The organism is Gulbenkiania mobilis (assembly GCA_004346645.1).
GTDB lineage: Bacteria > Pseudomonadota > Gammaproteobacteria > Burkholderiales > Chromobacteriaceae > Gulbenkiania > Gulbenkiania mobilis.
Window position 1 is genome coordinate 1 of record SMDA01000009.1, and the last position, 26,479, is coordinate 26,479.

The 26,479-nt window shown below is 62.3% G+C and carries 28 protein-coding genes; 15 read left to right on the forward strand and 13 right to left on the reverse strand.

The window, feature by feature from the left end; translation table 11 throughout:
• Positions 1–542: 542 nt before the first annotated feature.
• From EV669_RS12030 to EV669_RS12070, 10 genes are all read right to left on the reverse strand, one after another.
• The gene (locus EV669_RS12030; RefSeq protein ID WP_132098814.1) at positions 543–968 is read right to left on the reverse strand and encodes a hypothetical protein; all 426 of its coding nucleotides are present in this window, start codon (positions 966–968) and stop codon (positions 543–545) included.
• Positions 968–3,763: a DUF927 domain-containing protein gene (locus tag EV669_RS12035; protein ID WP_132098815.1), complete on the reverse strand. Its 2,796-nt coding sequence runs from the start codon at positions 3,761–3,763 to the stop codon at positions 968–970. The genes EV669_RS12030 and EV669_RS12035 overlap by 1 nt, the downstream gene beginning before the upstream one ends.
• Before the next feature lie 76 nt (positions 3,764–3,839).
• A complete protein-coding gene (locus EV669_RS12040; RefSeq protein WP_132098816.1) occupies positions 3,840–4,115 on the reverse strand; it encodes a hypothetical protein in 276 nt (91 codons plus the stop codon).
• A complete protein-coding gene (locus EV669_RS12045; protein ID WP_132098817.1) occupies positions 4,102–4,473 on the reverse strand; it encodes a hypothetical protein in 372 nt (123 codons plus the stop codon). The genes EV669_RS12040 and EV669_RS12045 overlap by 14 nt, the downstream gene beginning before the upstream one ends.
• On the reverse strand, positions 4,473–4,649 hold the full coding sequence (locus tag EV669_RS14080; protein ID WP_165922748.1) for a hypothetical protein: 177 nt from the start codon (positions 4,647–4,649) through the stop codon (positions 4,473–4,475). The genes EV669_RS12045 and EV669_RS14080 overlap by 1 nt, the downstream gene beginning before the upstream one ends.
• A 290-nt stretch (positions 4,650–4,939) precedes the next feature.
• Positions 4,940–5,599, reverse strand: a complete 660-nt coding sequence (locus EV669_RS12050; RefSeq protein ID WP_318271455.1) for a KilA-N domain-containing protein — start codon at positions 5,597–5,599, stop codon at positions 4,940–4,942.
• Positions 5,599–5,832, reverse strand: a complete 234-nt coding sequence (locus tag EV669_RS12055; protein ID WP_132098819.1) for a helix-turn-helix transcriptional regulator — start codon at positions 5,830–5,832, stop codon at positions 5,599–5,601. Before EV669_RS12055 ends, EV669_RS12050 begins: the two co-directional genes overlap by 1 nt.
• 131 nt (positions 5,833–5,963) lie before the next feature.
• Positions 5,964–6,632, reverse strand: a complete 669-nt coding sequence (locus tag EV669_RS12060; protein WP_132098820.1) for a hypothetical protein — start codon at positions 6,630–6,632, stop codon at positions 5,964–5,966.
• A gap of 99 nt (positions 6,633–6,731) precedes the next feature.
• Positions 6,732–8,003, reverse strand: a complete 1,272-nt coding sequence (locus EV669_RS12065; protein ID WP_132098821.1) for a tyrosine-type recombinase/integrase — start codon at positions 8,001–8,003, stop codon at positions 6,732–6,734.
• A 241-nt stretch (positions 8,004–8,244) separates the two neighbouring features.
• Positions 8,245–9,111 (reverse strand): YicC/YloC family endoribonuclease, encoded by an 867-nt coding sequence (locus EV669_RS12070; protein ID WP_132098822.1) that lies wholly within the window; start codon positions 9,109–9,111, stop codon positions 8,245–8,247.
• Positions 9,112–9,207: 96 nt separating this feature from the next.
• Between EV669_RS12070 and EV669_RS12075 the strand changes: the two genes are divergently transcribed.
• The 5 genes from EV669_RS12075 to EV669_RS12095 all read left to right on the forward strand — a co-directional run bounded on the left by EV669_RS12075 (position 9,208) and on the right by EV669_RS12095 (position 12,990).
• On the forward strand, positions 9,208–10,170 hold the full coding sequence (locus EV669_RS12075; protein WP_132098823.1) for a serine/threonine-protein kinase: 963 nt from the start codon (positions 9,208–9,210) through the stop codon (positions 10,168–10,170).
• Positions 10,171–10,180: 10 nt separating this feature from the next.
• The gene (locus tag EV669_RS12080) at positions 10,181–11,053 is read left to right on the forward strand and encodes a PP2C family protein-serine/threonine phosphatase (RefSeq protein ID WP_055434492.1); all 873 of its coding nucleotides are present in this window, start codon (positions 10,181–10,183) and stop codon (positions 11,051–11,053) included.
• Positions 11,054–11,106: 53 nt separating this feature from the next.
• On the forward strand, positions 11,107–11,823 hold the full coding sequence (rph, locus tag EV669_RS12085; RefSeq protein WP_132098824.1) for a ribonuclease PH: 717 nt from the start codon (positions 11,107–11,109) through the stop codon (positions 11,821–11,823).
• 127 nt (positions 11,824–11,950) lie between these two features.
• Positions 11,951–12,490 (forward strand): hypothetical protein, encoded by a 540-nt coding sequence (locus EV669_RS12090; protein WP_132098825.1) that lies wholly within the window; start codon positions 11,951–11,953, stop codon positions 12,488–12,490.
• Positions 12,491–12,495: 5 nt separating this feature from the next.
• On the forward strand, positions 12,496–12,990 hold the full coding sequence (locus EV669_RS12095; RefSeq protein ID WP_207913896.1) for a DUF4385 domain-containing protein: 495 nt from the start codon (positions 12,496–12,498) through the stop codon (positions 12,988–12,990).
• A gap of 77 nt (positions 12,991–13,067) precedes the next feature.
• Here EV669_RS12095 and EV669_RS12100 read toward each other — a convergent pair whose 3' ends face one another.
• Together EV669_RS12100 and EV669_RS12105 are read right to left on the reverse strand one after the other, a co-directional pair.
• A complete protein-coding gene (locus tag EV669_RS12100; RefSeq protein ID WP_132098827.1) occupies positions 13,068–14,552 on the reverse strand; it encodes an iron-containing redox enzyme family protein in 1,485 nt (494 codons plus the stop codon).
• A complete protein-coding gene (locus tag EV669_RS12105) occupies positions 14,552–15,244 on the reverse strand; it encodes a GNAT family N-acetyltransferase (RefSeq protein WP_132098828.1) in 693 nt (230 codons plus the stop codon). Before EV669_RS12105 ends, EV669_RS12100 begins: the two co-directional genes overlap by 1 nt.
• Positions 15,245–15,546: 302 nt before the next feature.
• On the opposite strand from EV669_RS12105, the gene EV669_RS12110 reads away from it, so the two are divergent.
• The 7 genes from EV669_RS12110 to EV669_RS12140 all read left to right on the forward strand — a co-directional run bounded on the left by EV669_RS12110 (position 15,547) and on the right by EV669_RS12140 (position 21,226).
• A complete protein-coding gene (locus tag EV669_RS12110; protein WP_132098829.1) occupies positions 15,547–15,909 on the forward strand; it encodes a hypothetical protein in 363 nt (120 codons plus the stop codon).
• A 24-nt stretch (positions 15,910–15,933) separates the two neighbouring features.
• Positions 15,934–16,998, forward strand: coding sequence for a helix-turn-helix transcriptional regulator (locus tag EV669_RS12115; protein WP_132098830.1), 1,065 nt, complete (start codon positions 15,934–15,936; stop codon positions 16,996–16,998).
• A gap of 371 nt (positions 16,999–17,369) precedes the next feature.
• Entirely contained in the window at positions 17,370–18,305 is a 936-nt protein-coding gene (gene dusA, locus EV669_RS12120; RefSeq protein WP_055434498.1) for a tRNA dihydrouridine(20/20a) synthase DusA, read from the forward strand.
• 57 nt (positions 18,306–18,362) lie between these two features.
• Entirely contained in the window at positions 18,363–18,956 is a 594-nt protein-coding gene (gene rdgB, locus EV669_RS12125) for an RdgB/HAM1 family non-canonical purine NTP pyrophosphatase (RefSeq protein WP_132098832.1), read from the forward strand.
• Positions 18,957–18,967: 11 nt separating this feature from the next.
• Positions 18,968–20,155 (forward strand): radical SAM family heme chaperone HemW, encoded by a 1,188-nt coding sequence (gene hemW / locus EV669_RS12130; RefSeq protein WP_132098872.1) that lies wholly within the window; start codon positions 18,968–18,970, stop codon positions 20,153–20,155.
• Between the two features lie 4 nt (positions 20,156–20,159).
• Entirely contained in the window at positions 20,160–20,546 is a 387-nt protein-coding gene (locus tag EV669_RS12135; protein WP_054284935.1) for a RidA family protein, read from the forward strand.
• Between the two features lie 107 nt (positions 20,547–20,653).
• Positions 20,654–21,226 carry an NAD(P)H-dependent oxidoreductase gene (locus tag EV669_RS12140; RefSeq protein WP_132098833.1) on the forward strand — a complete coding sequence of 191 codons (573 nt, stop codon included), beginning with the start codon at positions 20,654–20,656 and terminating at the stop codon, positions 21,224–21,226.
• Positions 21,227–21,285: 59 nt separating this feature from the next.
• Here the strand turns inward: EV669_RS12140 and sstT are convergent, their stop codons facing one another.
• Positions 21,286–22,530, reverse strand: a complete 1,245-nt coding sequence (sstT, locus tag EV669_RS12145; RefSeq protein WP_132098834.1) for a serine/threonine transporter SstT — start codon at positions 22,528–22,530, stop codon at positions 21,286–21,288.
• Between the two features lie 338 nt (positions 22,531–22,868).
• Between sstT and EV669_RS12150 the strand changes: the two genes are divergently transcribed.
• The 3 genes from EV669_RS12150 (at position 22,869) to recG (ending at position 26,386) form a co-directional block, all read left to right on the forward strand.
• Complete coding sequence (locus EV669_RS12150; RefSeq protein ID WP_132098835.1) at positions 22,869–23,717, forward strand: PhzF family phenazine biosynthesis protein; 849 nt, start codon at positions 22,869–22,871, stop codon at positions 23,715–23,717.
• Between the two features lie 101 nt (positions 23,718–23,818).
• Positions 23,819–24,253 (forward strand): DUF2147 domain-containing protein, encoded by a 435-nt coding sequence (locus EV669_RS12155; RefSeq protein ID WP_055434501.1) that lies wholly within the window; start codon positions 23,819–23,821, stop codon positions 24,251–24,253.
• Between the two features lie 84 nt (positions 24,254–24,337).
• Positions 24,338–26,386 carry an ATP-dependent DNA helicase RecG gene (gene recG, locus EV669_RS12160; RefSeq protein ID WP_132098836.1) on the forward strand — a complete coding sequence of 683 codons (2,049 nt, stop codon included), beginning with the start codon at positions 24,338–24,340 and terminating at the stop codon, positions 26,384–26,386.
• Positions 26,387–26,479: the final 93 nt, after the last annotated feature.

The following is a 26,479-nucleotide window of genomic DNA, read 5'->3' on the forward strand; positions in this document are numbered from 1 at the left end:
CCATTACAGCGCCCTGACTTCCGTCAGGGCGCTTTGCTTTGTTCACACAAAATCCAATCAGCGCTCCGGTACCGGTACCACCAGCCGCTCCGAACACATAAAAAAGCCCCTTTAAAGGGGCTTTTTTATGTGAAGGATATAGCTGCGTTGCGCAGCTTCGGCCTATTCAATGTTGGATCTGTTTATTGAGTATAGGCATGAAAGCCTTGCCAGTAAAGGATTGTGCTATTCGCTTTTTTGTTGTGGGTACACCCCTGGGTACACGCCAAAACGGAGTGCTCGGGTTTGGTGGCCTTTTGCCGGCCAGGTGGGCGGCTCGGTAGGGTGGGGCAGTCTGTACGCATTCAAAACCATGCCAGGCAAGGCCAAGCGCCTGTTACAGGCCGCTGCCGGCTGGATGTTAAGCCTTTTAACAATTTCCTCCAGAGGGGAAAAATCCGCACGTGGGAATACAGGCGGTCTAGAGGGGCGGGCATCTCAAGGTTTCGATACCCCCCTCCCTTACCATGCGGGCCGCTGTAGCTGTACTGCATCGCCACCGCTCAGGCGGCTACCCGTATCGCCTCGGGTGTCACGCCATGGTGCACGGCAAGGTGGGCATCCAGACACGCCACCAGCTCGGGCACCGGCACGCCATCACGGTCAATCTGACGGCGCAATATGTCCAGCCATTCCAATCGGTCGGCCTCGGGCCATTGCTCCAGTTGGCAGATCAGGTTGGCACGCGCCAGCAGATCGGCAGGCAGGGACGGTGCGGGTGTCGTTACCTTGGAAACACCAGGCGGTGCGCTAGGTGTTCTCGCGTCGTTACGAACCTTGCCATTTTTCACGGGAACAACGGGAACAACGGGAACATCAGCCGCAAAGCCTTGTGCCGTAAGGGTTTCAGCGTTTGCATTGTGTTCCCGCCCGGCGTTTTGGCAAACGGTAACACCGGGAACGTTGAGCCGGGAAAGGTCGAGTTTCATTACTCATCCTCCCAAACGGCTGGCGTAACCAGGTAGACGTTTGACGGCTTGGCACCCATTCCCGGTAGTCGGGCCTTGAAGGTGAATCTGTCCTTGGCTTGGGTCTTGAGCCATCCCTTACCGGCCATCGCTTTGGCAACCAGCGAGTGGCTGACGCCTCGGCACATCTCACGCTGAAAGGCAGCAGGCAGGACATAAAACCAAAGGCCGTCATCTTCCATTCGGCGGAACCCGGCGCGGTTAATGGTGCGTGCAGCGGTGGCAGGGTCAGCGTCCCATGAGGTAAACCGGCTTTCCCCGTGTGTCTCCAGAAAGGCGCGAACGGCGGCCAGTCCTTCGCGTGTTTCCGCGTCGCCAGCCCCTCCGCGCGAGCCTATCCATTCCCTGAACAGCCGAATGGCAGACGCCATGGCCTCGCCTTGCTGCCAGCCTGTCAGTCCCCAAGCGGTGGCAATTTCACCGGCGACGGCAACCAGGGCAAAGCGGCTGGCGGCGCGTATCACCTGGCCGGATGCGTCACTCGGTACGTCATCGGCAATGAACGTTGCTATCCCGTCGCGGATAGTGTCGGATACATCCTCGCGCCGTTCTTCGGTTAGCTTTCGAAGGAAGTCGCGTCCAGCGGTGCCGTGATAACGCCGTGCCGACTCTTTAATGCGCTGTGATAGCGCCGCGCCAGACGCTTCGTCATGCAGAACATCAAACATTCCAAGCCCGGCCCCGGCATCGGCGGCAATGTCGATCAGGCGGACTTCCTGCCCGGCGCGAGTTTGCTTTCCGGCCTCCTGCATGTGCTGGCCCAGGCTGATTTCCCCTGCCGACAACAGCAGCACCCGCCAGCGTGCCGGGGTGCGCATGGAGCCGTTGCGGCTGGCTCTCGCTTTGCCTTGGCCGTTGCTTATCAGGTAGGCCGATTCCCCGGCCTCGCGCGGGTCAACCTGTGCCAACTCATCAAGAATCACCAGCAAGTCGTTACGGCTGGCGCATAAGCCTTCCAGCCCATTGCTAGTGGCTCGCCATTTGTACCCATAATCAGCCGGGCGGCCCCATACCGACGCTGCCGCCTCGAGTGCCGTAGATTTGCCCGCACTGGAAGTGCCGACGATGTGAAAACCGCCTGATTCGTTCGCCAGCTCGGCCAGCGGTGCCGCGAAGGCAAGGCTCAGTGCAAATACCAGCCGACTATTACCTGACGCCAGCTTGGCCACGTTCTCGCGCCAGTCGTCCAGGCTTCCGGCTTGTACCATGCCAAGGGTTTCGTCTCGCTCGCTTTGCAGGAACACGTCCTCGCCATCCAGTTTGCCGATTACCTCGTCATGCAGAACAAAGGCATCACCGTGCCAGCCTGTGCGGTTGGTGCAGCGGACAAGTTGCGGCGGGGTACTGCGCACCAGATAAGCGTTTAGCAGCTCGCGGGCCTTGCGTGTCGGGTCTACATCCAAGCCACCGCGCACCAGCTCTTTAGCCAGTTCTGCGCCATCTCCGCACGTCAGCTCTGACGGCATGGCCCAGCGGTGCAGGCGGCGTTCCGCGTCACGCCACGACAACAAGCGCCCCCAATTGCTCCCGCGTTCGTCGCGGGTCTTGGCGTCTACCGTCAGCGGTGAGCATACCCAGCGAGGCGGCTTCTCGCCGTCAGGGTCTAGCCAGTACACGCCGGGGCGTTCTCCATTCGATACCAGCAGAAACCCGGACGGAATGCTGCTTTTTACGTCGTTTTTCCCGTTGTTCCCGTTCCAGTTTTCAGCCAACGGGAACAATTCTGACTCGCTTAACCCCCCGTCGTTATTGGCTTGTAGCGTCATGTTCCCGTTGTTCCCGTTGTTCCCGTCGATTTTTGATAACTCTGCATTGACCGATGCGGATACCTCCTCAATGCCAGCCAACTGGGCCAGATCGTTGAAGTCAGACGGCAGCTTGTCGCCATGCTGCTGGCGGTAGGCTTCCAACTGCGAATCGGTAAACGTCGGGACTATCGCACGGCCTCGCGGGTACAGGGACATGGCGGCCTTGCTGGCGGCCTGCTGGCCGGTCAGGCTGGCGTCAGAGTCACCACACACCAACACGGCCACGTCAGCGGGAAGGCTCGCGGCCAGCCGTTCGGCCACGGCTATCAGGTTATGGGCATTGAACGCCACGACCACAGGCAGGCCAGTGGCTTGGTGCAAGGTGCATCCAGTCGCCCAGCCCTCACACACCAGCACAATGGCGGCGTCCTTGAGTCGGCCCAGCACCAGCGATGCGCCTTTTGTCCGGCCTCCGGTCTGGAAGGTCTTAGTGCCGTCTTTGCCGATGTACTGCATGGTCACAATCTTGCCGTCAATGCAGGCGGGGACAAGCAACATGTCACGCAACTGGCGTGCGCCGTAGGGAATGATGCCCTTGGCCAGCAGATAAGGATGGTTGGCCGAAATGTCGTGGCCGCGTTCCCAATTGGTCTGTGCCTTCTCCGTGGCGATAGTGGCCAGACGCTGGCGCTCGGCCTCTGCCGCCATACGTGCCTCAGTTATGCGGCGCTCAAGGTCGATGCGTTCGGACTCGCTCATGGTCTGGCGATTGCGTAGGCTCCACGATTGCTGAAAGCCTGTAGACCAATCACCAAAGCAGCCCCAGGCATCCAGTCCTTCGGTGTGGCCGACAAACCAGCCATGCTTTTTGCCGCGCTTGCGGCCTTCAAGATCAAAACGGCACACCTTGCCGTCAAAACTCAACACCGCCTTAACAACGGGCGCAATACCAGCCGCACGCATAGCACCAAGCAGCGCGGCCTCTGGCGAATGGTAGGGAGCATTCATAACGTGCCTTTCGGACGTAGTTTGCCCAACCCATGGCCATCAGGCGGCCATGACAGGCGTATTCAGTCAGGGGGAATTAGCGGTTCAGGCTTGCCAGCAGTTCCGGCGCTCGCTCGGCAATGCGCTGATACAGCACGGCCACGGCATCGTTTCCCGGATGCTCCAAGGCTTCGGACAGGCATCCGGCAAACACGCTGGCGAAGGCTTCCAGCACGGCACTGGCGGCCTCTTTGCGCTCTTGCTCGTTGGTGTAGGCCGACGGGTGCAAATGCTCATTGACCAGCAACAGCAGGCGATGCGCAGCGGCTTGGCCGTCATACTCGGCGGCGTGGAGTTGGTTAGCGGTCAGCATGGGTGGCCTCCTTGCTGGCAAGGCGGATTTGGCTATGCAGCCATTGCTGATTGGCCACCGGCACGGCGGCTCCATTGGCCACGTCCAGTACGTCACCCAGCACCCGCAACAGTTGGCCGACCTTGGGTAATAACTCGGCCTCGTCGCCAATATCGCGGGGGTAGTTGTTGACCAGTTGGCCAAGCCCTTGCAGTGCGGCGGCCACGTCGTCTTGCATCACTTGAATGGTGCCTTCCAGCACGCTCAGGTCATGCTCGCTCAGGCTCGGCACAGAGCATTTAGCCGTCGGGTGGCGCGGGGTTTCAGCGGTCAAGGCGTGGTGGTTTTCCACCAGCGTGGCAAGCAGATTGGAGTTCATTACAGAGCCTCCACGTCAAAGCCATGGGCCACGGCTGTAATGCGGCAGCGTGCGCCAGCATCCACCAAGTGCGCAGCAATGCGGCGGGCTTCGCTCAGTGTCGGTGCGGTGCGAATAACGGATACAGAATGAGTGCGGGAGAGTAGTGCGCGGATTGCGCGGGTAATGCTAGGCATGGTGGCCTCCAAGTTAATTTGGATAGCCTGCCATCCGTCGCCAAACGGGGGTGGCAGGCACATGGCGGGGTTGGCGAACCGGAACTTGGAACCGGCATACCCGAAGGTATCCCCACCATGGCCCGCCATAAACTGGACGTACCACGGGTGGTATACGGACGTAAAAAAGCCGCCATTGTGGCGGTTGTCCGCCAAGTTACTCGAGTCGCCAAACCCGGCCCCGCTATTGAACGGGACAGGGGCATTATGTCGTGGCTGGTGTTGGGTGGCAAGGGTCATGGTATGCCACCTCATGCCACACGCAAGGGGATAGCCAGGCGCTGGCGCTGCGCTTGGGCGAATGACTGCAAGGCTTGCTTGCGTTCCTCGTAGGTCGTGCTACGGCCCAGCAATACCATGTCTTGGGCTTCCAGCAGTTCCAGCAAGCGCAGATCAACCTTGCTCAAGCTATTACGGACTAGCGGTGCACGGCTTCCGGTCAGCACTTCATTAATCAGCAGTGCCTCGTTGCTGTAATGGTGCCGGGCCGTGGTCTTGCCATCGGCCTGCCGGGACAGGTTCAGCATGTCGCAAACGCCACGGAAGCGGCTGGCCGCCTCGATGCGGGCAGATTGCCAGTCACCAACACCAGCATGGCCACGGATGAGACCGTCAATCTGCATGTCACACCAGATGGCCAGCCGTGTATCCAGCCACCGGGAGAAGGCTACCGCTAGCTTCGGGTGCATCCAGGTGCCGCCATTGTTGCCGCGCTTAGTCTTCAAAAGTGAGCCTGGCTCACATTTGAGCATGTCGGCCAGCGTGGCGATGTACTCCCGAGTGCCGTCTTGGCTAAGCCAGTCAACTGGGCGCTTGCCGTACTTCTCTGCGGCGTCTGTCGCGTTAAACCAGGCATCGGCAGTGAAGTGCATAGTCTGACCGTTGAAGTCGGCCTGAATGAGTTTGCTCATTACGCGGCCTCCTTGCCTTGCGCATCCAGCCATTGACGGATGTCCTCGGCTTTCCAGGCTGTGACGCGCTCCGAGAGTTTTACCGGCGCAGGGAATGTGCCTTGGCGCACACGTCGCCACAGCGTGGATGCGGAAAAGGGAAGAACGCCTGGCTTGCCGGTTTTGGCTTCACCTACCAGCAGGGGTAGTCGGACATAGCCAGTCTGGGGGAGGGTGATGACTTGGTTTTGCATGATGCGGTTTCCTATGACATGCCGTGATTGGCAGGGCTATGAAACCGCTGTTGCTTGGGGTGGAGGCCCGATATCGGGTTTGTGGATACCTGATATCGGGGATTGAACTAGGACTGGCGGGGCTTTGGCGGCTAGATAACTTCGGCGGCGGCATTCAGGTGGCTGCGAATAACATCTTCGCTGATGGCTACCCCCACGCTATCCAAGTCTCTTCTCAGCTCTGCAAGGCCGGTCAATCTACCGCTTTTGATTGGAATCTTGTAAACGGCCAATGCCATGCCTCCCACCAGTTTCAGCGCGGATGTTCTGCTCTTGCCTTGTAGCAAGTCGGTTTTGGTTTGTTGCAGGTCGGCTTTGCTTTGCTCAGCATCTCTCATTGCGCTGATAAGCTCCTCCGTTAAGCCTTGCAGCTCATGGCGTAGCTTGTCACGTTCGGTGGTGATGACGTCCAGCTCTTGAGCCAGACGCTCGGCCTTTAGTTCGGCTTCGGCCAGGCGCTGGGCAAGGTTCGCTAGTTCCCCCGTGGTCGTACTTTCTACACTTGCACCAGAGTCCAACTGAGAATCTTTTCTGGCATTTTTCCGCTGGGATACTTTTTGCCATGCGCTGGCCAGCGGCCATTCGACGTCATTATCTTTACACCACTTAAGCAATGAGGCATGGCTAGCAGATGGGTTTATTTCGGTTTTGTACCAGTTGTACATATCGTTGTACTCAATCTGTACAAAAGAGTTTGCGCCCATGCAAAGTGAAAGAACCTCGATATTGCCTATATAGGCTGGCAGTTTACTTGCTTCCAACTGTGCACCCCTTTGTGCATCCCTGTTCGGTAGCCAACACCAGGCGGGCAGGGTTTCCCGCTTTTCGCCCCGTCGGGCTAGGTGTCGGCAAAGCTGGTGTCAGGCCGTTTTCTTCCGGCCCTTGGTAATCGGCGTCACGTTGTACGGCTCGCCCTTGTCCAGGGCATCCAGCAGGCCGGCCCACTTGTTCAGGGCGTCGCGGCGCTCGGTGAAGTAGTCGTGGCGGTTGTAGATGCCTTCCACGCCCGGAATCTTGTGGTTCAGGCAGCGTTCGGCCACGACTGGATCAATGCCCAGCTCGGCTAGGTGGGTGCGGGCTGTGCGTCGCAGATCGTGAACGGTGAAGGCCGGAACGTCCGGCATGTGGGGCTTAACCTTGCCAAGCGCCGTGCCGATGGTGCCCTCATGGATGTGGGGAACCATGCGGTGCTGCATTTTGCGGGCTGGTAGAAGCCAGTCACTTGGCCCGGCAAGGTCAAACAGCTGTTGTAGCCAGTCCACCGCCAGGGGCGGCAGCGGTATCGCTATGGGCTTGCCCGTTTTTGTGCGCTCACCAGGCAGGTGCCACACCCCGTCCTGTAGGTCGAACTCCTCTTTACGGGCCGCGCACAGCTCCATTTTCCGCACGCACAGCAGCAACAGCAGGCGAATGGATAGGTCATTCTCGACGCTAAACCCCTTGGCCAGCTTCATGGCGCTAAATAGCTTGGCCAGCTCATCGCGTGACAATGCGCGGTCACGGGCCTCTTCTTTTCCGCCTGCATCGTTCAGGTCAAAGGCGCTGGCCGGGTTGATTTCAATGATGTGCCGCTTGATGCCGTAATCGAACATGCGGCGCACCCATCGCAACGTGTCATTGGCAATGCTTGGCGCTCCTCGCTTGACGATGATTTGCAGCATGTCGTCAATGTGGCGGGGCTTGATGTCATCCACCTTCATGTGGCCCAGTGCCGGGCCAATGTCCTTGTCGATGCGGCGGCGAACGATGTCGGGATGTTTCCAGCGGCCAAGGATCATCCGCTCGTAATACTCATTGGCCAGCACCAGCATGGTGACGGCGTTTTGCTCGTCCTCGATCTTGGCCAGTGCGGCGGCCTTGCGTTCTTGCTTCTCTCCGGCCACGTCATAGCCAAGCGCCACGCGGGCGGCCATCGCCTTGGCCACCTCTCGGGCTTTTGCCAGTGATAGTTCGGCATAGGTGCCAATTTGCAGCGTGCGGGGTTTACCTGCCAGCTTGTAACGGAAACGCCATACGGGCACCTTGTCCGACTCCCTGTAGCGCAGCCACAGGCCGTCACCATCGCCGCGCCCCTCGAAACGCTCGCCGGCCTTGATCCAAGCCTTGATTTGCATGTCGGTCAGCTTTGCCATGTTGCGCCCTGAATAGTGAGTAGATGCCATAGCCCCGCACCGGGCTTGGATGTCGAAAAATCCAAACAGCGAATAGGGGGGTGTACCCAAACGGGTGGCCAAAAATGGCCTTGGGTACACTCTTGGGTACACGCTAAGTATGCGCTTTGTTGATATGGTGTGACACGACATGAAATGAATAAAGCCCCGAATGACGGGGCTTTTGTTGGTTCGGTGCCACGGTGTGACACGACATGAAATATTACTCGATATTTTGGATCTGCTCGCGCATCTGTTCGATCAGGACTTTGAGTTCGACGGACGCTTGGGTGGTTTCGGTCGAGACCGACTTGGAGCCCAAGGTGTTAGCTTCGCGGTTGAGCTCCTGCATCAGGAAGTCCAAGCGCTTGCCTGCCTGGCCGCCCGCTTTCAGGATGCGCTTGACTTCGCTCAGATGGCTGGAAAGACGGGACAGTTCCTCATCCACGTCTATCTTCTGGGCGAAGAGCGCGAATTCCTGCTTGAGCCGGTCGTCATCAACATTGTCTACCGCTTCACGCAGCCGGGCGGAAAGCTTGTTCATGTAGTTGTCGAGAATTTCCGGCAGGCGTGGCTTGACCGAGGTGATGATCTGTTCCATGCCAGCCACCCGCTCGTTCAGGATGTCGCGCAGCTTTTCGCCTTCGCGGCTACGGGAGGCGTTGAAGTCTGCCAGTCCCCGGTTGAGGCTTTCGAAGCAGAGGCGATGTAGCTCTTCAGGCGCCAGCGTGTTGGTTTGCAGTACGCCCGGCCAGCGCAGCAGTTCGCCTACCGACAGCCCCTTGGCCTGTGGTGCCAAGTCCTGTACTTCTGCGGCCACGCCCACGAGCCGGGCAACGTATTCACGGTTGAGTTCCAGCGTGGGCTGTGTGGCCTCCGACTGGTTGAGCCCGATGCGGCATTCGAGCTTGCCGCGGCTGACTTTGGCGGCAATCGCTTCGCGCAATTGCGACTCGATGACACGCAGCTCTTCGGGCAGACGCATCTGGATATCCAAATAGCGGTGGTTGACCGCACGGAGCTCCAGCGTCAGGACGCCGCCCGCAAATTCCCGGCTGACGGCCGCAAAGCCTGTCATACTTTGTATCATGATGTGCTCCCGGTAGAATCACTTGATTGGTACCGGGCCTGAATTGTTGCCAATGTCAATTCCAGGCCCTGTATGCACTATAACAACAGCCTCTCCATGACTCAATCCAGCGAACAAACGGCTCTTGCGCCCGGCTACAGGTTGGCCGAATACACCATCGTGCGGCAGCTCTCACACGGCGGATTCAGCGTCGTGTACCTGGCTCTGGATGACAAGGACCAGAAGTTTGCCATCAAGGAATACCTGCCCCGGCAACTGGCCTGTCGCGACGAGAACGGTGATGTTACCGTGCGTCATGAACTGGACCGGGATGCCTTCAATCTGGGACTGAAGTGTTTCTTCGAAGAAGGGCGCGTCTTGGCGGAGATTGAGCACCCCAACGTGGTGCGGGTGACCAACTTCTTCCGCGCCAACCAGACGGTGTACATGGTGATGGAGTATGCCGAGGGACGCTCGCTGGGCCGCGAACTGGAATTGGCCGGTGGCAGGCTGGAGGAGCGCAGGCTGCGCAACTGCTTTGCCGCACTGCTGGCTGGCCTGCGCGAAGTGCACCTGCACCGGCTGCTGCATCTGGATATCAAGCCGGCCAACATCTATCTGCGCCGTGGCGGCGCTCCGCTGTTGCTGGACTTCGGCGCAGCCCGCCAGACTCTGCTGCGCGGCAACGAACGCTTTGCTGCGATGTATACACCCGGCTATGCAGCCCCCGAGCAATACGACCGCGAGCAGCCGTTGGGCCCGTGGACAGACATCTACGCCGTGGGTGCGTGCCTCTATTCCTGTATGGGAGGGGGTACGCCGCAGGCAGCGAACCTGCGTCGCCAGGAAGACAGGCTGGTGCCGGCAAGCACGCTGTTCCGTTATGACTACTCGCCTGAACTGATCGCCCTGGTGGACGAGTGCCTGTCGCTGTCGCCCGATGCGCGGCCTGCCAGCCTCATGGTGGTGCAGAAGCGCCTGATGGCCACACCCTTCAGTGCACCGGAAGAACGTCCGGCCCCCGAAACCGGTAACAGGCTGGTCTGCTGGCTCAAGGGCCTGACCGGTCGTTCGTCGTGAGGAGCCGCCGATGAAACTGGCTGTATTTCAAGAAAGTCGTGTCGGAGGGCGGGCGAGCAACCAGGACCGGGTACTGCTGACGCACACCCGCGATGCGGTGCTCATGGTGGTGGCCGACGGCATGGGCGGGCATCTTCAGGGAGAAGTGGCGGCACAGATTACCGTGGACCTTTTGGGGGAGCTCTTCCATCAGCAGGCAGTGCCCAAGCTGCAGCACCCCAACCGTTTCCTCATCAATGCCATCAGTGCCGCGCACCAAGCCATTCTGGATTATGCGGTACAGCACCGCCTGCCCGAAATACCGTGCACCACCGTGGTGGTGGCGCTGATCCAAGATGACATGCTGTTCTGGTGTCATGTGGGTGATTCGCGCCTGTATGTGCTGGACCAGAATGGTCTACGCCTGCGCTCGCGTGATCACTCGCAGGTGCAGCGGATGATCGATCAGGGCATGCTCACCGAAGAGGGCGCGCTGGTCCATCCGGAACGCAACAAGATCTACAACTGCCTAGGGGCTACGCAGGACCCGGACATTGACATCGGCGAGCGCCAATTTCTGTCACCCGGCGTTACGGTGATGATGTGCAGTGACGGCCTGTGGTCGCAAGTGGGCAACGAAGAACTGCAGAAAGTGTTTGCCCGGCGCCATGTCGGGCAGGTGATGCCTGCTCTGATGACCGTGGCGGAGCGCCGTGCCGGTGCCGGGGGCGACAACCTTTCCGCCGTGGCGGTGACACTGCTGGACCCGGCCGTGGACATTGCCCATTTACCCGGTATGCTCGATACCGCGCGGATGCCTGCCAAGCTGCCGCGCCCTGCCGTCGACCCCACGGTAGAGACCATGCACCGCGAGATTCTGGCCAGCCTGCCGCCCAAGCCCTGAGTGGGCAGGGCAGTGCAGGGTATAATGCCGCCTTTGCCGATACCGGAACCATCATGCGTGCCAACCTGCGAGCAGCCGATGCGCTGCGCGATATCCGCTTTACCCGTCATTACACCCGCCATGCCGAAGGCTCGGTGCTCGTCGAATTCGGCGATACCAAGGTGATCTGCACCGCCTCGGTGGAAGAGAGCGTGCCCGGTTTCCTCAAGGGCAAGGGTCAAGGCTGGGTGACGGCCGAGTACGGCATGCTGCCCCGCTCCACCGGCAGCCGCATGCGCAGGGAGGCCGCCTCGGGCAAGCAATCCGGTCGCACCCAGGAAATCCAGCGTCTGATCGGCCGCAGCCTGCGCGCAGTGGTGGACTTGCCCCGGCTGGGGGAACGGCAGATTCTCATCGACTGCGACGTGATCCAGGCCGATGGCGGCACCCGTACCGCCAGCATTACCGGTGCCTTCGTGGCGCTGCACGATGCGGTCGGTACCCTGCTCGCAAGTGGCCGTCTTGCCGAGAGCCCGATCCGCGATTTCGTGGCCGCGGTTTCGGTGGGCATGGTCAAGGGTGTGCCCCTGCTGGATCTGGACTATGTCGAGGATTCCGGCTGTGAAACCGACATGAACGTGGTGATGACCGGGGCCGGGCGTTTCATTGAAGTGCAGGGCACCGCAGAGGGTGCTCCCTTCAGCCGTGCCGAGCTTGATGGACTCCTGGGGTTGGCCGAAAAGGGCATCCGCGAGCTGATCGGCCATCAGCAGGCTGCACTGGGAGGGTGAGCCTCACCTTGCCTCTGCCCAAGCCCGGTTATACCGGGCTTTTTCACATCCGGGGCATGCTTCTTGCCGAACAGTACCCGAGGAGGCGCCGTGGGGCGCCCCACCTGGACTTGCAGGGAGAAAAGACATGTCTTCGAGCAGCACGCTGGACTATTCGGGCGAAGAGCGCCCGATCACCACCCGCGGCCATGGCGTGGAAGCGCTTGGCCCGAGCGACAGCTCCGATTCGGCCAGTGATGTGGTTGGCGGACCTGGCACCCATGCCGAACTGGCGATCCCCCTCGACACCGGCACGCTCTCCGACCCGGACGGCGGGGAGACAGCGGCCCCGGATATTGGCGATGCCGATCTGAGTAGTGATAGCGACCGCTACGGCACCGGCGAGCGGGCCGCCGTTGGTCGGGACGCCTCCGCCCGGGATGGTGGCGACCTGATGCCTGACCATATCGAAGGGCCCGCCATCGACGGCGAGGAAGATCTCTCCGTCGGATCCGAGGATGACCTGGCCGATGTGGAGGTGGCGAGCGACCTGATGCCCGATGGCGGACCGGTCGGGCGCGACGAGGCCAACCGCGAAGGCGCGCCTGAAATCGGTGATGACGATGACGTGGCCGAAGACGACGTGGCCGAAGGCGATGACCTGCGTGGTGTCAGCGACCGGGACTGAGTGCTGTGGGTCGCCCCGGCTTTGACTACGGGCTGGACTACGCCCGTCTTGACCTGCGCGCCCGGCCTGACCTTTACCGGGTGGGGCGGGGCGAGCAGGGTGTGCTGTTGGTGGAACCTTACAAGTCCGAGCTGCTGCCGTTGTGGCGATTTCGCACCCCAGAGCTGGCGGCCTGCTCAGTCTTAGCCCTGCTAGAGCGTTTTGAGTCTTACCGGGCGGCCGGGGACTTCGTTGGCATGGATATGACGCGCAAGTTCCTGCAGATGGGCTATACCCGGGCCCGCCGGTATGCCAATCACCGCAGCGGTCGCAAATACGATGGCCCTGTTCCGGAGGAACACCGGGGACGTAGCGGCGCCCATGGCCGGCCGGAGCTCGTTCGGCAGGAGGACCCCCAGAAGGCCGAGAGTGCGCGCCTCTTCCGTGAAGCCTGGAAAAAAGTGGATGCCGATCCGCAGTACCAGGCCGCGCGAACGGCGCACCAAGCGCGTTACGGCTGATTCGGCCAACCTCATGGAAGCTGGAAAAGCCGCAGCGCAAGCCACTGCGGCTTTTTTCTTGTGTTATAGGGGAAGGCTCAGCCCAGCAGTCGGGCGAAAAGCTGTGTGGCCTTTAGCCCGGCCGGGGTCGCATGCAGCGCCGGTGCCAGTTGCGCCACCAGCGTGTTCATCACCGCCTCCCGGTCCGGCTGGGCCTTCAGCTGGCTGGCCAGCGCTGCTTCCTCGCTGTCGAAGTCGCTGCCCGGCATGCCTTCCGGGTTGGCCGAAGACAGGGCTTCGGCCAACCCCGGGCTGCGATGCGCGCTGCGGTTGGGCTGTCCAGCCAGACGCTCGAGCATGCGTTGCTTGGCGCGGAAGGTGGGCTGCCGCTTGCGTAGGCCGCTGCGTTCGCCGTTAGGCCGGGCTTCGGCATGCAGGACGCTTTCGCCCGCGATCCAGTCATGTAGCAGTTGCTGTTCGTAGGCGGTGAACACGCCGAACATTTCCGCTCGTTCCCCTTCGATCAGCCGCCAGAAACGGCTGTTCTCGGGCGGCTGGTTGCGTCGGATCCAGCCATGTGCTTCCAGCGCGGCGAGAAACTCACGGATGCGGTCCGGCGTGGCGAGCCATTCGTTCACGGTGTGCCCGCCGATCCTGCAGTAATCCGAATGCACATAGCGGCCGGCTTCGCTCTTAGCGGCCAGCATCGCCACCACTTCCTGGTCGAGGTTGAAGTGTTCGATTACCGAGCAGGTGCCTGCTCCCAGCGAGTTCAGGCGGTAGCCGTTGCATAGGCGTTGCCAGAAGCTATCGCTGTCGCCCAGCAGCGGCAGCGCCTCCATCACGCCTTGGACCGCCTTGCGTGCGTGGCCGGTACTGGGGTTGTCCACAGTGATGTGCAACGTGAAGTAGTAGGGGTCGATGCCCAGTTCGTTCAGTTCGTAGGCGGTGATCAGCAAGTGCAGCGGCAGCATCTCGTAGCCGAGGTTGAAGCCGATCACCTCCGGCAGGTACTGGTCAGCGCCATACCCCAGCGCCAGCTGCAGCGCGCCCTGCACGAAGAAACTGTCATCCAGCTGCTCCCAGCCTTCGCAGCCGTGCGTGGCCAGCAGCTTCTTGTAGAGCAGTACATGGTTCTTTTCGGGTTCGCCGTCTCCCAACTCCTCCAGATAGATCCGGATCAGTGGGTAGAAGCGAGCGTCGTTCCAGCGCTGTAGCAGGCCGTACAGCCAAGCCCCGTCCACCGCCTTGGTCGGTGCCACCGACTTGAGGAAGTAGAGGGCGTGCGACTTGGTCTGGAAGTACCGGCGCGGCGCACCCGCCTTGCGCTCTTCCAAATAAGCCTGGTAGGCATCGCCCACCTGCGCTGCCTGCTGATCCATCCAGGTCATCAGTGCTTCGGGCTGTTCGGGCAGCTCACAGGGCAGGCTGGCGGTCGCTTCCAGCTGACGGGCCAGGTAGGCCTGTCCGGCGGAGCGTGCCTCCGGTGACGGGTCCGGCTGTAGCAGGGCAAAGTAGAGCCCTCGCGGGGTGGTCAGGTCCCCGGCGGCATCCGGGGTATGGGGGCGAAAATCAGACATCATCAGGCAGGCATCCTCGTGGGTTCGGACGCTGCCGCCCTGCGCTGGGCACCGGCCGGCAGCAGATGTGGAGGAGTCCGAGCAAACGACAGGCCTGCCTGAGGCGATGCCCTGCGCCAGAGGATGCAGGGGGGGCAGAGCTGGAGCGTGGAAGGGCACAACCCAGCCCTTGCTGCAGGGTCGCTGCGCAGTAATGAATAATTTTCGAGCGAGATGAAGTGTGAGTCCTTGCGCTCGCATTCCCGCGATAGCCCTTCGTACTGGAAGCCCAGCCTTTTGAGCAGACGGGTCGAACGGTGATTGGGCGGCTCCACCTGCGCCAGCAGGCGGTGCAGTGGCAGGCTTGCATAGACATGGGGCAGGAACGCCCGGGCGGCCTCGTGCATCATTCCCTTCCCCCAAAACTCCGGAAGCAGCCAGTAACCGAATTCCGCACACTGGTGTTCCGGGTCGAGCCCGTACATCCCGATGGCACCGGCAAAGCAGCCGGTCGACCGGGTTTCCAGGGCCAGCCACAGCCCTGTCCGCGCCCCCTCGATCGCTTTGTACCAGGCCATCTGCTCACGGCACTCGTCGAGCGTTCGATAGCTGAGGCCGTAATACGCCACCACCCGGGGATCGGACAGCCCGGCGAAGACCGGCTCCAGGTCGGTTTCAGAAAAATGGCGCAGTCGTAGCCGAGGGGTTTCGAGCATGGTTTTTCCTTATGGATGTCCTGTCAAACCCTCCCACTAAGTCCGGAAGGCGGTCGCCCGCCATGATAGCGCTCGGGTATGTCGAGGACGAGGTGGGGTGTCTCGGTGCGTGTGGCTGCGACTGCTTCTGTCGCTGGGACGGCGCATCCTTGCCGCCATCGCGTGTCCGGTGCCGTTTTATGGCGGGCCGAGCTGACGGAGGGGAGGAAAGAATGATCCGGGTGCAGAAAGCAGCTGGGGCCGTTGATGGGGTATTGGCCAATGGGGGGTGTCGTATCGTTCACTTGGAGGAGCCGCTCCCGGTGATGCTCCAGCGCCAGTGTGTGGGTCTGCTGGTGCTGGAGCCTACGCCGTTCATCCAGCTCATGCTGCCTGGGGAAGAGAAGCGGGTGTGCGACCGGTATGCCAAGCTGCTGGCGTGCAGGGGTGAGAGTGAGGCCCAGATTGCCCGGTTTTGGCGTCATGCCGACCGGTGGGCCCGCCCGGTGCTCGCCTGCGACTCGGCAACGTTGCTCGTGCCCGAAGCCCTGTGCAGGCCGCTGGGTCGGATAATCGTGGCTAGGCGGTCGCTGGAGTGGGGCCTGAGGCTGGTTGCCGGCGGAACGGTCCCGGCCGAAAGCAAGCCCGATTGGGTGGCCGCCTCCATGACAATGTGGCATGACTGACCCGCTTGCGAAAGACCCCATACCATGTCCACTCATCACGAAGCTTTTTACCGGCTCTGGCACCTGCTGCGCCAGATCCCCCGTTATCCCCAGAAAGTGACCACCAGCGAGATCGAGCATGGCCTTGCCGCGTTGGGGGTGTCGGTCAGTGGCCGCACGCTGCAGCGCGACCTGCAGGACCTGTCGCGGCTGTTTCCGATTGTGGCTGACGAGCGCTCCAAGCCGTATGGCTGGAGCTGGGCCAGGGAGGCCAAGTGCTTCGACCTGCCGGGGCTCTCGCTGGAAGAGGCGCTGGCCTGGGTGCTAGTGGAGCAGCACCTGCGTCCCTTGCTGCCCGCCAGCGCCATGGATCACCTGCAACGTTATTTCCAGGCTGCACGCGAGCGGCTGGATGCTGAGCCGGCCCCAGGGCGCCGGCGCAACTGGCTGCACAAGATCCGGAGCGTGCAACCTACGCAGACCCTGATCCCTCCGGAGATTCCCGCCACGATCCAGCGCACCGTCAGCGAGGCGCTGCTGCAGGAACGGCAGCTGGAAGTGCACTATCGCAAGAAAGGCCAGCAGCAGGCCTCCCTCTATCGTGTGCATCCGCTGGCGCTGGTGCTGCGTGGCAGCGTGCTCTATCTTCAGGCACGGCTGTTCGACTATCCGGATACCCGCATCCTGGCTCTACACCGTATCGAGCAGGCACGTATTCTGGAGCCGTCCGCCATCGCCCCCGAAGGATTCGATCTGGATGAACAGGCCAAGCGGGGCGTGTGGGACTTCGGCTCGGGCGCCCACTTGCGGCTGCGGTTGCATTTTCGTGCGGGCAAGGGGGAGCATCTTCTTGAAACTCCGCTCAGTCCGGACCAGAAGGTTGACCCCACCCCTGGAGGCGGCCCAGGCTGTCTGGCCCTGACGGCGACCGTGGCCGACACGCCACAGCTGCGCTGGTGGCTGTTGGGCTTCGGTGCCGGGGTGGAGGTGCTGGAGCCTGCCAGCCTGCGCGACGAGCTGGCGCAGGAGACCCGACGGATGGCGGAACAGTACGCCGCTTCGGCCAACCTTGAGCCCGATGTGGCCGCCCCATCGCTGCACGGGGCCTAAGGACCCTACGGATAAAAGCATGGGGTCGTGGTACCTGGCTAGATGCCGTGGCTTCCCCTTTGGCGCCCTCACCAAGGGTAAAGTCCAATTGTTGGAAGGGCTTCTCAAACCGGCTGGCCGGCTTGACCCGCAGGGGTGGGCGGTAAGACAATTCCCCGTTTTTTCCGATACTTAGTGATGGTTGCCAGGGTCGGTGCGGGAATGGCTGCAGAACGAGCCGAATTCGGCACTCTATTCTGCGCCGAATCCAGAAAAACGGGGTATAAATGGGGTTAAGCGTGACAAACGAGGTTTTGAAGAAAAGGCCGGAAAGCCTCGTGGATAAAGGATTTGCAGGAAAATTGAGCCCCCGCCGTTTAAGCGTTGCGCCGATGCTCGACTGGACGGACCGTCACTTCCGGTACTTTTCCCGCCTGCTCACCCGCCATACCTGGCTCTACACCGAGATGGTGACCACTGGCGCGCTGCTGCACGGCGACGTGGAGCGTCATCTGCGCTTTGACGAAGCCGAGCATCCACTGGCCCTGCAGCTGGGCGGCAGCGAGCCGGACGAGTTGGCGCGCTGTGCGCGGTTGGCCGAAAGCTGGGGCTACGATGAAGTCAATCTGAACGTGGGCTGCCCGTCCGAGCGGGTGCAAAAGGGGGCGTTCGGTGCCTGTCTGATGGCGGAGCCGGCGCTGGTGGCCGACTGCGTGAAGGCGATGCGGGACGCGGTCTCGATCGACGTCACTGTCAAGCACCGCATCGGCATCGACCAGATCGACAGCTACGATTTCCTGCGCGACTTTGTCGAGACCGTTGCCGCGGCCGGATGCCGCACCTTCATCGTGCATGCGCGCAACGCCATCCTCAAGGGGCTCTCCCCCAAGGAGAACCGCGACATTCCACCGCTGAAGTACGATTACGTCTACCGTCTCAAGCGCGAGCGCCCGGATCTGGAGATCCTGATCAACGGCGGCATCCGCACGCTGGACGAGATCGATGCCCACTTGGCCCAGGTGGACGGAGTGATGGTGGGCCGCGAGGCCTATCACAACCCCTACATCATGGCGCACTGGGATGCGCGCTACTATGGCGATCCGTCGCCCGCGCCCACGCGGGCCGAGGTGGTGGAGCAACTGCTGCCGTATGTAAAGGCCAAGTTGGCCGAAGGGCACAAGGTGCGCAACATCGCCCGCCATGTGCTCGGCCTGTTCCAGGGTGTGCCGGGTGCGCGCCAGTGGCGCAGGATGCTCTCCGACGCGCGCTGCCTGGAGAATGCCGACGAGCGACTCTTCCTCGCGGCGCTCGAAGGTATCCGCGCCTGATTCGGACGCTATGAACAACCCCCGGGGCACACTGCTCCGGACGCTGCAAGGACATCCATGTTCGACAAACTCGTTCTGGCCAGCAATAACGCCGGCAAACTGAAGGAATTTTCCGCACTGCTGGCGCCGCTGGGTGTGGAAGTGATCCCCCAGGGACAGCTGAATGTCCCTGAATGCCCGGAGCCGCACTATACCTTTCTGGAGAACGCGCTGGAGAAGGCGCGTCACGCCAGTCGCATGACCGGCCTGCCCGCTCTGGCGGATGATTCGGGCATCTGTGTCGAGGCACTGGCCGGAGCGCCGGGCGTGCGTTCGGCACGGTTTGCCGGTGACCCCAAGTCCGACGAGCGCAACAATGCACTGCTGGTGGAAAAGCTGCAGGGCAAGGCCAGCCGTCGCGCGTGGTACACCTGCGTGCTGGTGCTGGTACGTCACGCGGATGACCCGCAGCCGATCGTGGCCGACGGGGTGTGGTACGGCGAAGTGGCCAGCACGCCCTCGGGCAGTGGGGGCTTCGGCTACGATCCCTATTTCTACCTGCCGTCGCATGGGTGCACCGTGGCCGATCTGCCCGCCGAGGAAAAGAACCGCATCAGTCACCGGGGCCAAGCGATGCAGACGCTCCTGGCCAAGCTGAAGGCGCAGGCGTGATCCAGCCACCCGTGCATACGGTATCGCTGGCCGGCCTGGGCAGCGGGCTGACGCAGCTGCCGCCGCTGTCGCTGTATCTGCATTTTCCCTGGTGCGTGCGCAAGTGCCCTTACTGCGATTTCAATTCCCACGAGGCGCGCAACGGCTTTGACGAGGCAGGCTATGTGGACGCCCTACTGGCCGACCTGGAGCAGGCGCTGCCGGCGGTGTGGGGCCGGCCGGTGACCACGATATTCATGGGCGGGGGCACGCCCAGCCTGTTCTCGCCAGCCGCGATGGATCGTCTGCTGGCCGGCATCCGGGCCCGCATCCGCTTGCACCCCGATGCCGAGATCACCATGGAGGCCAATCCCGGCACCTTCGAGTTTGAGAAGTTTCGCGGGTTTCGCGAGGCCGGCATCAACCGCCTGTCCATCGGAGTTCAGAGCTTTGCCCCCCATCATCTGCGTGCGTTGGGGCGCATCCATGACGGCAACGAGGCGCGGCGCGCCATCGAGATCGCGTTGACCCACTTTGACAACGTCAATGTGGATCTGATGTACGCGCTGCCGGGTCAGACGTTGGCCGAAGCGCTGGACGATGTGTCGGTGGCGCTGGGAATGGGGGTGACGCATCTATCGGCTTATCACCTAACCATCGAACCCAACACACTGTTTGCGGTACGCACCCCCGCCAATCTGCCCGACGACGACCTGTCGGCCGATATGCAGGAGGCGCTGGAGGCGTGTCTGGCCGAGGCCGGCTTCGAGCATTACGAGACCTCGGCCTTCGCACGACCGGGCCACCGTGCGCGGCACAACCTGAACTACTGGACCTTTGGCGACTATCTGGGCCTTGGCGCCGGTGCGCATGGCAAGATCAGCGCACACGACGGCATCGTGCGCGAGATGCGCGAAAAGCAGCCGGCGGCCTACCTGGCCGGCATCGCCGCCGGGTCCGCCATCCAGAGCCGGCACAAGGTTGGCCGAAAGGACCTGCCGTTCGAATTCATGATGAATGCGCTGCGCCTCACCGAGGGGGTGCCGCTGGCACTGTTCACCGAGCGCACCGGTCTGCCTCCCAGCGTGCTGCAGGCACCGCTGCAGCGGGCCGAGCAGGCTGGGTTGATCGAACCACACCCGACGATGCTGCGCCCCACGCTGGCTGGCCAGCGCTTCCTGAACGATCTGCTTACCCTGTTCCTCAACGAAGGAGACTGAACCCATGTCTAAAGAAATCATCCATACCGAATCGGCCCCGGCCGCCATCGGCGCCTACTCCCAAGCCGTCAAGGCAGGCAACACCGTCTATCTGTCGGGCCAGATTCCGCTGGACCCGACCACCATGCAGGTAGTGGAGGGCGGTTTTGCCGCCGAGACCCACCAGGTCTTCAAGAACCTCAAAGCCGTATGCGAGGCGGCCGGCGGCTCGCTGGGCGACATCGTCAAGCTCAACGCCTACCTGACCGATCTGTCCAACTTTGCCACCTTCAACGAGATCATGGCGCAGTACTTTGCCCAGCCCTATCCTGCCCGCGCGGCGGTGGGCGTGGCCAGCCTGCCCAAGGGCGTGCAAGTGGAAGCCGAAGCGGTAATGGTGCTGGGCGCCTAAGCTGCCCGACCCCGGAGTGATGAAGCAGGCGGCCCGTGTGGCCGCCTTTTTCATGCCCGGGTGGGACGAGTGGCGTATGCTCCGGACATTTATTGGAGGGCTACAGCATGGAACGTATCGTGGTGATTCTGGGGCATCCGGACCAAAAGAGCCTGTGCGGGGCGCTGGCCGAGCGCTATGCGCAGGCGGCTACCGTGGCAGGTCATCAGGTGGAGGTCTTCAGGCTGGGGGAGATGGAATTCGATCCGGTGCTGCGGCACGGCTATCGTGAGGTGCAGCCTCTGGAGCCTGATCTGATCAGGCTACAAGCCGCCATCGCGGCGGCGGCACGGCTGGTACTGGTCTCGCCCGTATGGTGGGGCGGCATGCCGGCGCTGCTCAAGGGCATGTTCGACCGAGTGTTCCTGTCCGGATGGGCCTACCGGTATCGCAAGGACTCGCCCTGGTGGGACAAGCTGTTGGTCGGGCGGCGGGCCGAGGTGTATCTGACCCTGGACACGCCACGCTGGTATTACCGTTGGATCTATGGGGCGCCTGTGATCCGGCAGCTGCGTCGTACCATCCTGGGCTTCTGCGGGATTGCGCCGGTGTCGTTCACCCTGTTCTCGCCGGTGCGTAGCAGTACCCCTGCCCAGCGTAGCCGATGGCTGGCACAGGTGGGCGAGCGGGCGCGTCGCTGACCCAGGAAAAACGGCACCCCTGAGGGTGCCGTTTCTGGTCCTGCCGTTCGAGGGCGGGGTCAGACCGTTTCCTGGGCCAGCTCAGGGGCTGGGTCCACATCCCCGGCTGCGATGCATGCTGCGGCAGTGAACAACACATCGGTCGAGCTGTTGAGGGCGGTTTCAGCCGAGTCCTGCACCACGCCGATGATGAAACCGACCGCTACCACTTGCATGGCTATGTCGTTGCTGATGCCGAACAGGCTGCACGCCATCGGAATCAGCAGCAGCGAGCCGCCAGCCACGCCGGAAGCGCCGCATGCGGCCACGGTCGACAGCACGGACAGCAGCAGTGCAGTGGGCATGTCCACATGGATGTTCAGCGTATGCACCGCAGCCAAGCTCAGCACCGAGATGGTGATGGCGGCACCGGCCATGTTGATGGTGGCGCCTAGCGGGATGGAAACCGCATAGGTGTCCTCGTGCAGTCCCAGCTTCTTGCACAGGTTCATGTTGACCGGGATGTTGGCGGCAGAGCTGCGGGTGAAGAAGGCGGTGACGCCGCTTTCACGCAGGCAGGTGAGCACCAGCGGGAAGGGGTTGCGACGGATGGTGAAGAATACGATCAGCGGATTAACCACCAGGGCGATGAACAGCATCGCACCCACCAGCACCAGCAGCAGCTTGCTGTAACCCAGCAGCGACGAGAAGCCGGTAGTGGCCACCGATTCGGCCACCAGGCCGAACACGCCCACCGGCGCGAAGCGGATCACCACCTGCACGATGCGCGACACGCCTTCCGCCACTTCGGCCAACAGGGTGCGGGTACCTTCTGAGGCGTGGTGCAGCGACATGCCCAGTGCGACCGCCCAGGTCAGGATGCCGATGTAGTTGCCGGTGGCGATGGCATTGATCGGGTTGTCGACGATCTGTAACACCAGGCTGTTGAGCACTTGGCCAATGCCGCTCGGCGGTGTAGTGCCGGTGGCGGCGGTGGCCAGTACCAACTGCGTGGGAAAGAGGAAGCTAGCCAGCACGCCGGTCAAGGCTGCCAGGAAGGTGCCCACCAGATACAGCGTCAGTACCGGGCGCATGTTGGTGGATACGCCCTGCTTCTTGTTGGCGATGGCCGATGCCACCAGTACGAACACCAGGAGCGGCGCCACGGCTTTCAGGGCCTTCACGAACAGGGTGCCCAGGAAGGTCAGCGACTTGGCGGCCTCGGGGGCTGCTGTGGCGAGCACAATGCCCGCGATCATGCCGATCACGATCTGCAGCACGATGCTGCCCGACATGATCCGTTGCAGGAGAGAGGTTTTTTGCATCGGTAAGTGTCCCAACTGTAGTTGTTATTGATATGTGAATGACCACGGCAATAGCCGGTAACGCAGCGTGAAAAGCAGGTGCCCCGGGAAAACCCTTACATAACAGGTCCTTGGCGGCCCTGCTGGACGGGCTGTCCGTGCCGGTGCCTCCACTTTCTGCGGCGAGTGTAGCAAACTTCCCGTGCGCCAAAAATCCAGTATCCAATCGACAAGCCTTGCCGCATGTCAAGCCGGGCGGGCATTCCCGCTTGGCATGCGGGCGCTGGAACGAGCGCTGTACGGTTTATGTCGCAGGCATTCTGTGGCGTAATGACGTGGCTGCCCAACCGAGGACACCCATGCCTAGCTACCGTTACCACCTGGTCAATGTCTTTGCCGAAACCCCGTTCGGGGGCAATCCGCTGGCAGTTTTCCCCGATGCCAGCGGCCTGGATACCGCAACGATGCAGGCTATTGCCTGCCAGATGAATCTTTCGGAAACCGTCTTTGTTTTCCCAGACCCGACCGCTGCGGCCGCCCTACGCATTTTCACTCCACGGCACGAACTCCCCTTTGCCGGCCACCCGACCCTCGGCAGTGCTGCCGTCCTGCACCGGCTGCACGGGTTGCCGGACGCGTTCAGCCTGGTCACCCAGGCGGGCACCATCCCCATCGTGCACCAGGCGGAGCGTTTCACCCTCACCGCGCCGCAGGCAAGCCAGCGTTCGGCCAACCTGTCTCAGGCGGCGGCAGCCGAAATGCTGGGCCTGGCTGAAGAGGATCTTCTCGGGCCACCGGTATGGCTGAATGCGGGCAGTGAGCAGATGCTGGTCCGTGCCGCCAGCCGCGCAGCCGTGCTTCGGGCCCGGCCCGAGCCGCTTTTTTTCCGGGTACGGGCTCAGCTTTATGAAGGCCGCAGCGTCGCCTATCTGTGGCATGTGGCGGAAAATGTCGCGACCGTACGGCTCTTTTACGACCAGCACGGTGCGGTGCTGGAAGATCCGGGCACCGGCAGCGCCTGCGCCAACCTTGGCGGCTGGTGTGCCCTGAATGGTCTGGCGCCGTTGAGCTGGCAGGTAGAGCAAGGCGAAGCCATCGGTCGCCCCAACGTCCTCTATCTCGATGTTTCGGCAGAGGGCGTGGTGACAGTGGGTGGCAAGGTGTGGCCGGTGGGGGAGGGTGTGCTGTTCGTGCCTGAGCCAGCTTGACGACCCTGCGCACGGTTGGCATGCTAGAGCCGCTACTCGAAACTGCCGTTTGAAGCCCACAAGGCAGTGCAGGCTAGCCACAACACACGAGGAACGACCACATGCGCAAACATCTGACCCTGGCCGCCACTACCCTGCTGTGCGCGGCCCTGAGCCCGTTCGCCCTGGCAGAGTCCGCTGCCGGCACCTGGAAGACCATCGACGACGAGACCAAGCAGGCCAAGGCCCTGGTGCAGATCTCCGAACTGCCCTCGGGCGAGCTCTCCGGCCGCATCGTCAAGCTTTTCAACAATCCGGATGCCGTATGCGAGAAGTGCGACGGTACCAACAAGGGCAAGCCGATCAACGGCCTGAACATCCTCTGGGGCCTGCAGAAGCAGGGTGAAGGCTGGGAAGGCGGCAAGATCCTGGATCCGAAATCGGGTAAGGTCTACAGCGCCAAGGCCAAGCTGATCGACGGTGGCCGCAAGCTGGAAGTGCGGGGTTTCTTGGGGGTGTCGCTGCTTGGCCGCACTCAGGTGTGGGAACGCCAGTAAGCCTCGGACAAGCCGCCAGTGCGGCGGCTACGCAAACGGACAGCGCGATGCTGTCCGTTTTTGTTTTTCGGCTAGAATCGCCGGATGCGCCCTCCCGAAAACCCTGCATTCGCCCCTGTTTCCGCGCCCGCTGCCACGCTCAAGCGTTTGGAGCGGCTGGGCATCCGCCGCCGCTTCGACCTCGTGCTGCACCTGCCCCTGCGATATGAGGACGAAACCCACCTCTACCCAATTGTCGATGCACCCTACGGGCAGCCGGTGCTGGTGGAGGGCGAGGTGATCGCGCAGGAGATCCAGTTCAAGCCCCGGCGGCAGCTGGTGGTCCAGATCGAGGATCGCACCGGCACGCTGGTATTGCGCTTCATCCATTTTTATCCCAGCCAGCAGAAACAGCTTGCCCGTGGCCGACGCGTGCGCGCGCTGGGGGAAATACGGCGCGGTTTTTTCGGCGACGAAATGGTGCACCCCAAGTTGCGTGAGGTGGCCGAGGGCGAGCCCTTGGCCGAAAGCCTCACGCCGATCTACCCGACAGTCAATGGGCTGACCCAGCCGGTGTTGCGGCGCATGATCCATCGCGAACTCGATACCCTGCCGCTGCCAGACACGCTGCCCGACGCGGTGCGCACTGCCTTGCGGCTGATGGCGTTCGACGAAGCGGTCAAGCTCCTCCACCGTCCGCCTCCGGCCTACTCCGCCCAGCAGCTGGCCGATCCCATGTTGCCTGCATGGCAGCGGCTGAAGTTTGACGAACTGCTGGCCCAGCAGCTATCGATGCGGCTGGCGTACCGAGCCCGTCGGCAGGGTCGCGCGCCGGTGATCCAGGGTGATGGTCATCTGCGACAGGCGCTTTCGGCCAACCTGCCCTTTGCCCTGACCGGCGCTCAGCAGCGGGTGCTGGTGGAAATCACCACCGACATGGCCAAGCCCCACCCGATGAACCGGCTGCTCCAAGGCGACGTGGGCAGTGGCAAGACCATCGTTGCTGCCCTGAGCGCCCTGGCTGCCATCGAGGCCGGCTTTCAGGTGGCACTGATGGCCCCTACCGAGATCCTTGCCGAACAGCATTACCTCAAGCTCTCAGCCTGGCTGGAGCCGCTAGGCATCCGCGTGGCCTGGTTGTCTGGCTCGCTGCGCAAGAAGGCCCGCGGGGAGATGCTAGCGGATATCGCCGACGGCAGTGCCCGGCTGGCTGTGGGCACGCATGCGCTCTTCCAGGAAGATGTCGCATTCGAGACGCTGGGTCTGGTCATCGTCGACGAACAGCACCGCTTCGGTGTTGGGCAACGTCTGGCCTTGCAAGGCAAGGGGGGCGCGCCGCACCAGCTGATGATGTCGGCCACCCCGATCCCGCGCACCCTGGCGATGAGTTTTTATGCCGACCTTGACGTCTCGGTCATCGATGAGCTGCCGCCAGGACGCACGCCCGTTGTCACCAAGCTGATCAATAATGCGCGGCGCGATGAAGTCGTGGGTTTCGTGGACCGCGCGTGCCACGAGGGTCAGCAGGCCTACTGGGTGTGTCCGCTGATCGAGGAATCGGAGACCTTGCAGCTGCAGACAGCCGTCGACACGCATCTGCAGTTGTCGGAGGACCTGCCGCACCGCCGTGTGGGACTGGTGCACGGTCGGATGAAACCACAGGAAAAAGCCGAGGTCATGGCGGCGTTTTCCCGCAATGAGATCCAGGTGCTGGTGGCCACCACCGTTATCGAAGTCGGCGTGGATGTACCCAATGCAAGCCTGATGGTGATCGAGCACGCCGAAAGGATGGGGCTGGCCCAGTTGCACCAGCTGCGTGGACGGGTAGGGCGCGGCGCGGCGCGCAGCACCTGCGTGCTGATGTTCGAAGCACCGCTGTCCGAACTGGCCAAGGCGCGCCTGAAGGTGATCTACGAGAATACGGATGGTTTCGAGATCGCCCGGCAGGACCTGCAGATCCGTGGGCCAGGTGAGTTCCTGGGGGCACGCCAGAGTGGGGTGCCGATGCTACGCTTTGCCGATCTGGAAAAGGACTTGGCGCTGCTGGAGTCGGCCCGAGGGCTGGCGCCGGAAATGCTGAAGTCGTGGCCACGCGAAGCTGAAGCCCATCTGGACCGTTGGCTAGCCGGGCGCGAGCATTTTCTCAAGGCCTGAGCCGGAGGAGGTGAGGGCCTGAACACGCTAGGGGCGGGGCAAAAAAAAGCCGCCCCGACGGGGTGCACCGGGGCGGAAAGGGGTTTGCAACAA

Excerpts from the sequence above, each read along its gene's own strand:
- EV669_RS12070 (WP_132098822.1), bottom strand. The coding sequence starts at position 9,111 with ATGATACAAAGTATGACAGGCTTTGCGGCCGTCAGCCGGGAATTTGCG.
- EV669_RS12150 (WP_132098835.1), top strand. The coding sequence starts at position 22,869 with ATGCCTAGCTACCGTTACCACCTGGTCAATGTCTTTGCCGAAACCCCG.
- EV669_RS14080 (WP_165922748.1), bottom strand. The coding sequence starts at position 4,649 with ATGCCTAGCATTACCCGCGCAATCCGCGCACTACTCTCCCGCACTCAT.
- rdgB (WP_132098832.1), top strand. The coding sequence starts at position 18,363 with ATGTTCGACAAACTCGTTCTGGCCAGCAATAACGCCGGCAAACTGAAG.
- EV669_RS12035 (WP_132098815.1), bottom strand. The coding sequence starts at position 3,763 with ATGAATGCTCCCTACCATTCGCCAGAGGCCGCGCTGCTTGGTGCTATG.
- EV669_RS12045 (WP_132098817.1), bottom strand. The coding sequence starts at position 4,473 with ATGAACTCCAATCTGCTTGCCACGCTGGTGGAAAACCACCACGCCTTG.
- EV669_RS12100 (WP_132098827.1), bottom strand. The coding sequence starts at position 14,552 with ATGATGTCTGATTTTCGCCCCCATACCCCGGATGCCGCCGGGGACCTG.
- EV669_RS12155 (WP_055434501.1), top strand. The coding sequence starts at position 23,819 with ATGCGCAAACATCTGACCCTGGCCGCCACTACCCTGCTGTGCGCGGCC.
- recG (WP_132098836.1), top strand. The coding sequence starts at position 24,338 with ATGCGCCCTCCCGAAAACCCTGCATTCGCCCCTGTTTCCGCGCCCGCT.
- EV669_RS12080 (WP_055434492.1), top strand. The coding sequence starts at position 10,181 with ATGAAACTGGCTGTATTTCAAGAAAGTCGTGTCGGAGGGCGGGCGAGC.
- EV669_RS12040 (WP_132098816.1), bottom strand. The coding sequence starts at position 4,115 with ATGCTGACCGCTAACCAACTCCACGCCGCCGAGTATGACGGCCAAGCC.
- EV669_RS12065 (WP_132098821.1), bottom strand. The coding sequence starts at position 8,003 with ATGGCAAAGCTGACCGACATGCAAATCAAGGCTTGGATCAAGGCCGGC.
- EV669_RS12115 (WP_132098830.1), top strand. The coding sequence starts at position 15,934 with ATGTCCACTCATCACGAAGCTTTTTACCGGCTCTGGCACCTGCTGCGC.
- EV669_RS12105 (WP_132098828.1), bottom strand. The coding sequence starts at position 15,244 with ATGCTCGAAACCCCTCGGCTACGACTGCGCCATTTTTCTGAAACCGAC.
- rph (WP_132098824.1), top strand. The coding sequence starts at position 11,107 with ATGCGTGCCAACCTGCGAGCAGCCGATGCGCTGCGCGATATCCGCTTT.
- sstT (WP_132098834.1), bottom strand. The coding sequence starts at position 22,530 with ATGCAAAAAACCTCTCTCCTGCAACGGATCATGTCGGGCAGCATCGTG.
- EV669_RS12090 (WP_132098825.1), top strand. The coding sequence starts at position 11,951 with ATGTCTTCGAGCAGCACGCTGGACTATTCGGGCGAAGAGCGCCCGATC.
- dusA (WP_055434498.1), top strand. The coding sequence starts at position 17,370 with ATGCTCGACTGGACGGACCGTCACTTCCGGTACTTTTCCCGCCTGCTC.
- EV669_RS12135 (WP_054284935.1), top strand. The coding sequence starts at position 20,160 with ATGTCTAAAGAAATCATCCATACCGAATCGGCCCCGGCCGCCATCGGC.
- EV669_RS12075 (WP_132098823.1), top strand. The coding sequence starts at position 9,208 with ATGACTCAATCCAGCGAACAAACGGCTCTTGCGCCCGGCTACAGGTTG.
- EV669_RS12055 (WP_132098819.1), bottom strand. The coding sequence starts at position 5,832 with ATGCAAAACCAAGTCATCACCCTCCCCCAGACTGGCTATGTCCGACTA.
- EV669_RS12140 (WP_132098833.1), top strand. The coding sequence starts at position 20,654 with ATGGAACGTATCGTGGTGATTCTGGGGCATCCGGACCAAAAGAGCCTG.
- EV669_RS12050 (WP_318271455.1), bottom strand. The coding sequence starts at position 5,599 with ATGAGCAAACTCATTCAGGCCGACTTCAACGGTCAGACTATGCACTTC.
- EV669_RS12030 (WP_132098814.1), bottom strand. The coding sequence starts at position 968 with ATGAAACTCGACCTTTCCCGGCTCAACGTTCCCGGTGTTACCGTTTGC.